Raw genomic sequence first — 7,661 nt, forward strand, 5'->3', positions numbered from 1 at the left:
CAAGAAAGCTAGTGAATTTGGTTATGTCTTGATTAAAAAAGAGCTACTAGCAGAAAGAGTTTCTTAGAAGCATAGACAAAAACTTCGTGCTTCCTCCTTTGTGCTTCCTTTATTAGCACGAATGTAGTGTCAGTTTCAAAATTTATATTTTCATCCATCTGAAAGGCAACTTTCATTTATGTTCTCTACCTATTGTCACAATTGTACAAATGTTATAATTTGAAAGCGATTTTTGCCTAATGGCGTAACTTACTGTACCTATATCGTACATAACTTACAACTTGTTTTACTCCCTTTACTTTTCTTGCAATTGCTATTACAGCTTTTAATTCCGCTTTATTTTGGGCTATACCCATCAAATAAACAACTCTATCAACCGTATTAACGCTATAATTAATTGACTTAATATTTCTTTTTCCCAGGAGTCTTGTTCTTATTTCCGCTGTTATCATGCCATCTACAGTGGTGTCTAGCATGGAAGCCATTTGAATTGGTATTACTCTTATTTCATTTATCACTTCTTTAATTTCTTTTTGCTGCCAAGCTATTTTTTCTGCTGTAAGTTGTTTTTCAGGAGTGTCAACACTTCCAATGAGCAATACTCTTCCTTCACTTACTTTAACCTTTATGGATGAAAATAGCCCATGTTTTAAGAGCCCCTTATTAATTCTGATGACCATAGTCGTATCATCAATGATATTTCCCAAGGATTTGTCCTGCATTGTTATTGCTGTTGCTGTCGCTGTAGCCACCACACCACCTATTATAAGGGTTGTGCAACCACTTTGTGTAATCAAAAAAATTGCGAGTAAGAAGCTTGTTATTAATCTCATTATTGATTTTCAGGGTTTAGAGCTTTCATTAAGAAATGTTAATAAGCTTTTTTGATTGTGTAAATACCATAAATTAAGTAAGACTTTAAACCTTGAATATTTTTAATGGAATACCTATAATAGGGTACTGAAAATTTCTTGCGGATATGGCGGAATTGGTAGACGTGCCAGGTTTAGGTCCTGGTGAGCTTGCTCGTGGGGGTTCAAGTCCCTCTATCCGCACTTTAAAGTCATGTAACTTAGGTTTTAAGGGAAAATTTATAATCACTAAATACACTTTTGTTTGTGTAAAAACCTGTTCTTAAGGATTGTGTTTAACTTAAATTCTGGTAAAATGACTCTATTAAGATATGAATTAAAATGTTAATAAATGAATTATGATGTCTAATAATATACCTCAAAATACAGTCGAAGTAAGTAGCGTATATACCTACAAAGAGCTTAGTATAGATAAACTAAAGTATGAGTATGAAATCACAGTTGGTAGTGATTATATAAAACAAAAGGTAAATTCCAGGTTGCAAGAGATAGCAGAAAATGCAAAATCACCTGGATTTAGGGCTGGAAAGATGCCCTATGACCTTGTTGTTGCAAATTATAAAAACGAGGCTTTGGAATATGTGATAAATAATACAATTGATTATTGCTCAAGTGATTTGATGAAAAAAATTGAAGTCAAGTCTCACATTTATCCTAAGGTTGATGTTATATCATTACCAGATCTGGGCAAAGAAAATGAGGAGGGCAATTTTGTATACAAGCTATCTTTTGAGTCGATGCCTGAAGTACCGATGATAGATCTTGACAAAATAAACTTAAAGAAAATTGAAGCAAAGATTGAAGAGGAAGATATAAAAGAATTTATTGATTCTATCAAAACAAAGTTCCCCAATTTTGCCTCTGTTGATGATGCTTCTTATCAAGCGAAAGATGGGGATAAATTGATAATTTATTTTGAAGGGCGGATTAGGAATAAGCTCTTTCAAGGTGGAAGTAGCAAAGATTTTGCCGTTAATTTAGGGTCTGGCACATTTATTAATGGTTTTGAAGATCAATTAACTGGTATGAAAAAGGGAGAAACAAAGAACTTTAAGTTGAAATTTCCTGAAAATTACCAAGCCATTTCCCTTGCAGGACAGGAAGCTGATTTTTCTGTGCGAGTTAATGAGATTCAAACTGCCAAAGATTTTGAAAATGATGATGAAATAGCTAAGAGTATTGGGTTTAAAGATTATTCTTTGCTAATAAATCATGCAAAAAAAATGATTGGTGATCAGTGCACCGAAATGAGAAATCTCTTAATTAAAAAGGAGCTGTTTGATTATTTGGATGCTAATTATAGTTTTGATTTACCCACAGACATAGTAAAACAGGAGCAACAAAGAATGGAAGGAGAATTGGGTGCTCAAAATGATTCTCGTAAAGAAGCTGAAAAACGTGTAAAGCTTGCTATGTTATTTATGAAATTTAGTGCAGAACATAAAATATCATTAACTCAAAATGATGTTTTGAGTGTTATTGTAAATCAATATGTCAGTAAAGATGTGCAATTTGACAGAGTACTTAAGCATTTTGAATCAAATAAACAATTTCAAGAATTAGTTAGAGGGCAAGCGCTTGAGTATAAAGTGACAGATTATATAATAGAAAAAGTTAGTAAAGAAGAGCAGATTGTTTCTGTGAAAGAATTAAAGGAATTATTTGATAATATTTAATAGGAAAAGGTATGACTCTTATACCAATTGTAGTTGAACAAACTAGTCGCGGTGAGCGCGCTTATGACATATATTCAAGACTAGTGAAAGAAAGAATAATTTTTGTAACAGGTCCCATTGAAGACAATATGGCCAGTGTAATAGTAGCACAGCTTTTATTTTTAGAATCGGAAAATCCCGATAAAGACATTTGTATGTACATCAACTCACCAGGTGGTGTTGTAACTGCTGGTTTGTCGATCTACGATACAATGCAGTATATAAACCCAGACGTTTCAACTTTATGTATAGGTCAAGCTGCGTCTATGGGTTCTTTATTGCTTGCAGCTGGTACAAAAGGTAAGCGCTACTCTCTACCTCATTCAAGAATTATGATACATCAGCCATCTGGTGGTTATCATGGTCAAGCAACTGATATAGAAATACATGCTAATGAAATTTTGCGGGTTAAGAAAAAACTAAATCAAATTTATGAAAAACATACTGGAAATTCACTGAAGAAAATTGAAGGAATGATGGAAAGAGATAAATTCATGGATCCTGAAGAAGCAAGGAAAATTGGCTTAATTGACAGGGTGATAGCTGAGCGTACAGATATTGAAATTGAAAATATTAAAGTTAAACAAAAGGTGGGTTAATGGATAACAATAATGATTTACACTACTGTTCTTTTTGCAACAAGGCGCAAGATGAAGTAGATAAATTGATTACTAACTCTTCGGATGGTTTAAAGGTGTTTATTTGTAATGAGTGCATAGAATTATCCCATAAAGCAATAAGTCAAAAGAAAGATAGATCTTTTAATTCAGATCGTATATCTGATATGAAGCTATTACTAAAGAAACCTGAGGATATAAAAAACTTTCTCAGCAAGCATGTTGTAGGTCAAGAACACGCGCAACACGTTTTATCTGTAGCTATGTATAACCATTGTCAATCCATGGTACAATTTCATGCTATAAGTGATATTGAAATCGAGAAGTCAAATATAATGCTTATTGGTCCCACTGGTTCTGGTAAGACTTTGCTAGCCAAAACACTTGCTAAAGTTTCAGATGTGCCATTTGCTATGGCTGATGCGACAACTTTAACTGAGGCAGGTTATGTGGGTGATGATGTAGAAAGCGTGTTGTCGCGTTTATTACAAGCTGCAAATTATGACGTTGTAAAAGCACAGCGTGGTATAGTGTTTATAGATGAAATAGACAAGATTACAAGAAAATCTGAAAGCACTTCAATAACCCGTGACGTTTCAGGTGAAGGGGTCCAGCAAGCTCTGCTTAAGATTATGGAGGGTACAGTTGCTTATGTTCCGCCACAAGGAGGGCGAAAACACCCACAACAAGAGTTTATACAAGTGGATACTAGTAACATACTGTTTATTTGTGGAGGAGCTTTTGAAGGCCTCGATAAAATTATTGAAGCGAGAAAAAAGGGAACGTCAGTTGGCTTTGGAGCAGATATAAGTCAGTCTAAAGAGCAAAAGAAAAAGAATGCTTTACATGATGTTCAACCTGAAGATTTAATCAAATTCGGTTTAATACCCGAATTTGTAGGGCGGGTTCCAATAACTGCTGTTTTAGATGAGCTGGATCATGAAGATTTAATACATGTATTGACAGAGCCAAGGAATGCACTAATAAAACAGTACAAAGCATTGCTTGCGTTTAGCAAAGTAAACCTTGAGTTTTCAGATGAAGCAATATCAGCTATTGCTAAAAAGGCTATAAGCTACAAAACAGGTGCAAGAATGTTACGTGCTATCTTGGAGTCACTTTTGCTTGACATTATGTATACATCTGGAAACGGAGGCTTTGAAGGTAGCACTATAGTAATCACTAAGAAAATGGTAGAATTAGGAAAAGCAACGGTTAATCATAATAACAATGGCAATGTTATAACGGTTAATGATTAATTTGAGGCATATATTATGAACATTGAACGTGCTGTAAGCTCTAGTTTTACTGCATTGCCAGTATTACCTTTAAGAGATGTAGTAATTTTTCCAAATATAATGGTGCCTTTATTCATAGGCAGAGAAAAATCTGTTAATGCACTAGAGTATGCAATAAGTAGTAGTAATCACCAAAATGAGATTTTTCTTGTAGCACAGAAAGATGGCTCTGTTGATAATCCAGGGCCTGAAGATCTTTATGAAGTAGGTGTGTTAGCAAGCATTGTACAACCGTTAATAAAATTACCTGACAATGCAGTAAAAGTTATAATCCGGGGGATAAGAAGGGGAAGAGTTGTAGAATATATTAGCTCTCATACTTTATTACAAGCCAGGGTAGAGTTAGACAGTCATTATAAAGAAGATGAAGACAATATTGACTTAGAAGCTTTAAGGCGATCTGTTGTAGACGCGTTCGATAGCTGGTGTAAGCTAAACAAGAAAAATCAGCCCGAGGTTGCCATTAACTCCATTGATCAAATCAAAGAAGTTGATCAACTTGTAGACACGGTAGCTTCACATTTAAATATAAAAGTATCAGATAAACAAAGCATACTTGAGGCTTATGACCCAGAAGAGCGTTTAAAAAAAGCTTTTGCTTTTATTGAGAGAGAAATGAGTATTTTGAACGCACAAAACCGTTTATATAAGACAATTAAATCGCAAGTTGAAAGCACTCAGAAAGTTTACTACCTTAACGAGCAATTGAAAGCTATACAGAAAGAATTAGGCGAATTTGAGAATGGTGATGAAGGGAATATACTCAATGAATTTGAAAAAAAGATAAATGAAACAAAGCTTTCTCAGGAAGCAAGAGAGAAAGCTATAACTGATTTGAAGAGATACAAGAAAATGAATCCCATTTCTCCTGAAGCTACAGTTATATCTAGTTACTTGCATTGGTTGCTTGAGTTGCCATGGGGAAAGTACAAAGATGCAAAAATTAACTTAAATGCAGCTAAGAAAATCTTAGATGAAAATCATTATGGCATAGAGAAAGTAAAAGATAGAATAATAGAATTTTTAGCGGTATTAAAAAGAGTAAAAGAGATAAAAGGTCCTATACTTTGCTTAGTTGGACCGCCAGGTGTTGGTAAAACTTCTTTAGCTAAGTCTATGGCAAGAGCAGTAGGAAGAGATTTTGTTCGCATAGCTCTTGGTGGTGTGCGTGATGAGTCTGAGATACGAGGGCATAGGAAAACTTATATTGGCTCAATGCCTGGTAAAATCATTCAACACATGAAAAAAGCTAATTCATGCAACCCGCTTTTTCTGCTTGATGAAATAGATAAGATGGGTTCTGATTCGCGTGGCGATCCTGCGTCTGCATTACTTGAGGTTTTAGATACTGAGCACAATAAACACTTTACGGATCATTACTTGGAAGTTGAGTTTGATCTTTCAAGTGTAATGTTTGTAGCTACGGCAAACAGCTTAAATTTACCACATCCTTTGCGTGATAGGATGGAAATTATACAATTGTCCGGGTATACTGAAGATGAAAAAATCAGTATTGCTACACACCACCTTATTCCGAAGTTAAAGAAGGAGCATGGTTTGTATCAGAAGGAATGGGACATAACTAATGAGGCGTTATACGAGTTGATACGTTTATATACACGTGAAAGTGGTGTGCGAAGTATGGAAAGGGAGCTTGCAAAGCTCATGAGAAAGGCAGTTAAAGAAATATTGACTGATAAAAATAAGAAAATATCCGTAGGGGTTGACAATTTACAAGATTATTTAGGGGTACGTAAATATACCTTTGGCATTGCGGAAAATGAGAGTTTAGTAGGAATAGTAACTGGGCTCGCCTATACTGAAACAGGTGGTGATATTTTGATGATAGAATCAGTCCTAATTCCGGGCAAGGGAGAAATAAAATACACAGGAAAGCTTGGAGAGGTTATGCAAGAATCTATAAAAGCTGCGTATAGTTATATTCGATCAAATTGTTTGTTTTTTGGTATAAAGCCCGAAAAATTCCAAAATAATGATATACATTTACATGTACCTGAGGGTGCAGTACCAAAAGATGGCCCTTCTGCTGGCGGTGCGGTATGTACGTCTATTGTTTCTCTTATGACGAATATACCAGTTAACAAAAATGTTGCTATGACAGGCGAAGTGACATTGCGTGGTAGAGTTTTAGCTATTGGGGGCTTAAGAGAAAAATTGCTTGCAGCGCTCAGAGGATCAATCAAAACTGTGATTATACCAAGTGAAAATGAGAAAGATATGCAAGAGATTCCGGCAAGCATCAAAGAGGGGATCAACGTAGTTTTTGCTAAGAATATTGATGAAGTTATGAAAGTTGCTTTAATGCACCCTACTACTCCAATTGATGGTGATGATAATCAAAATAGTGTGCCTTCCTCTATAGAAAGTAAAGATGATACTTTTCCTATGTCGGAAACATTGAAGCATTAGATTAAAAAAATATTATCAATCTCCATTTCTCTTTTATCCGGCAAAAATCCACCAACTTGTGCATCCCATAAGGATATGACTTGCTTTGTTGTTATGTCATTCATATTTTTTACTTATTCTATCCCCCAGTTTAATTCAAGTAGATGATATATTATAATAGTCCTTTTCATGGAAACCTTTTCTGGTAGATTGCTTTCTAGAAAAACATTGGTCAAGGTGCCAACTGTGGTTTATAATAATATAAATTATATCATAGTTGATTTGCGTTTATCAGAGCTGAGGTATGTTTTATTTTACAAATTTTTTGCCTATTTTACTGTTCCTATTTCTTTTTGTAGGAAGCGGCATATATTTTACTGTTCTTGGCGTGTCAAATGCTTTTTATCAGTTATCTCCACTGGTAGCCATTGTTCCTGCCATAGCTCTGGGTTGGGTTTTATACAAGGGCAATACTGAAGAAAAAATGTATGCCTTTCTAGATGGGGTAAGAGATCGTAATATTATCACTATGTGCATCATTTTTTTACTTGCAGGTGCATTCAGTGAAGTATAGCTCTTTTCATAGAAGTCCGGATGTGATAAGATAAGGATAGAAGATGATAAGGAGGTTGAGTGCCAGCAGCATATAGTTATGACTTAAGGAAAAAAGCAATGGAAGCGCTAGACGAAGGAGAAAGCAGAGAAACAGTGGCAGCAAGATTTAAAATTGGACGAACTACTTTATGGGAG

7 protein-coding genes, 1 tRNA gene and 1 pseudogene are annotated in these 7,661 nt (G+C 34.9%); 7 read left to right on the forward strand and 2 right to left on the reverse strand.

All coding sequences use genetic code 11. From position 1 onward, the window contains the following. Window positions 1-50 precede the first annotated feature (50 nt). Together ACIPNH_RS02770 and ACIPNH_RS02775 are read right to left on the reverse strand one after the other, a co-directional pair. Window positions 51-176, reverse strand: a pseudogene (locus tag ACIPNH_RS02770) (glutathione synthase); the annotation flags it as partial. Window positions 177-236: 60 nt separating this feature from the next. Beyond that, a complete protein-coding gene (locus ACIPNH_RS02775; protein ID WP_006279461.1) occupies window positions 237-833 on the reverse strand; it encodes a BON domain-containing protein in 597 nt (198 codons plus the stop codon). Between the two features lie 140 nt (window positions 834-973). On the opposite strand from ACIPNH_RS02775, the gene ACIPNH_RS02780 reads away from it, so the two are divergent. The 7 genes from ACIPNH_RS02780 to ACIPNH_RS02810 all read left to right on the forward strand — a co-directional run. Further along, window positions 974-1,055: transfer RNA gene (locus ACIPNH_RS02780), tRNA-Leu, on the forward strand. A 158-nt stretch (window positions 1,056-1,213) separates the two neighbouring features. Continuing rightward, entirely contained in the window at window positions 1,214-2,548 is a 1,335-nt protein-coding gene (tig, locus tag ACIPNH_RS02785; protein WP_400771612.1) for a trigger factor, read from the forward strand. 11 nt (window positions 2,549-2,559) lie between these two features. Beyond that, window positions 2,560-3,186 carry an ATP-dependent Clp endopeptidase proteolytic subunit ClpP gene (clpP, locus tag ACIPNH_RS02790; RefSeq protein WP_006280254.1) on the forward strand — a complete coding sequence of 209 codons (627 nt, stop codon included), beginning with the start codon at window positions 2,560-2,562 and terminating at the stop codon, window positions 3,184-3,186. Continuing rightward, window positions 3,186-4,463 carry an ATP-dependent Clp protease ATP-binding subunit ClpX gene (gene clpX / locus ACIPNH_RS02795; RefSeq protein ID WP_006279985.1) on the forward strand — a complete coding sequence of 426 codons (1,278 nt, stop codon included), beginning with the start codon at window positions 3,186-3,188 and terminating at the stop codon, window positions 4,461-4,463. Before clpP ends, clpX begins: the two co-directional genes overlap by 1 nt. 15 nt (window positions 4,464-4,478) lie before the next feature. Beyond that, window positions 4,479-6,932: an endopeptidase La gene (gene lon, locus ACIPNH_RS02800; RefSeq protein ID WP_400771608.1), complete on the forward strand. Its 2,454-nt coding sequence runs from the start codon at window positions 4,479-4,481 to the stop codon at window positions 6,930-6,932. A gap of 283 nt (window positions 6,933-7,215) precedes the next feature. Next, entirely contained in the window at window positions 7,216-7,485 is a 270-nt protein-coding gene (locus tag ACIPNH_RS02805; protein ID WP_400771610.1) for a hypothetical protein, read from the forward strand. A gap of 59 nt (window positions 7,486-7,544) precedes the next feature. Beyond that, window positions 7,545-7,661, forward strand: a 117-nt coding sequence (locus tag ACIPNH_RS02810; protein WP_400771409.1) for an IS630 transposase-related protein, incomplete at its 3' end; no start/stop codon positions are given.

The sequence above is a fragment of the Wolbachia endosymbiont of Drosophila barbarae genome, from assembly GCF_044752445.1.
Taxonomy (GTDB): Bacteria; Pseudomonadota; Alphaproteobacteria; order Rickettsiales; family Anaplasmataceae; genus Wolbachia; species Wolbachia pipientis.

Coding starts and splice junctions, on each gene's coding strand:
- ACIPNH_RS02775 (WP_006279461.1), bottom strand. CDS start 833: ATGAGATTAATAACAAGCTTCTTACTCGCAATTTTTTTGATTACACAA.
- ACIPNH_RS02805 (WP_400771610.1), top strand. CDS start 7,216: ATGTTTTATTTTACAAATTTTTTGCCTATTTTACTGTTCCTATTTCTT.
- lon (WP_400771608.1), top strand. CDS start 4,479: ATGAACATTGAACGTGCTGTAAGCTCTAGTTTTACTGCATTGCCAGTA.
- clpX (WP_006279985.1), top strand. CDS start 3,186: ATGGATAACAATAATGATTTACACTACTGTTCTTTTTGCAACAAGGCG.
- clpP (WP_006280254.1), top strand. CDS start 2,560: ATGACTCTTATACCAATTGTAGTTGAACAAACTAGTCGCGGTGAGCGC.
- tig (WP_400771612.1), top strand. CDS start 1,214: ATGTCTAATAATATACCTCAAAATACAGTCGAAGTAAGTAGCGTATAT.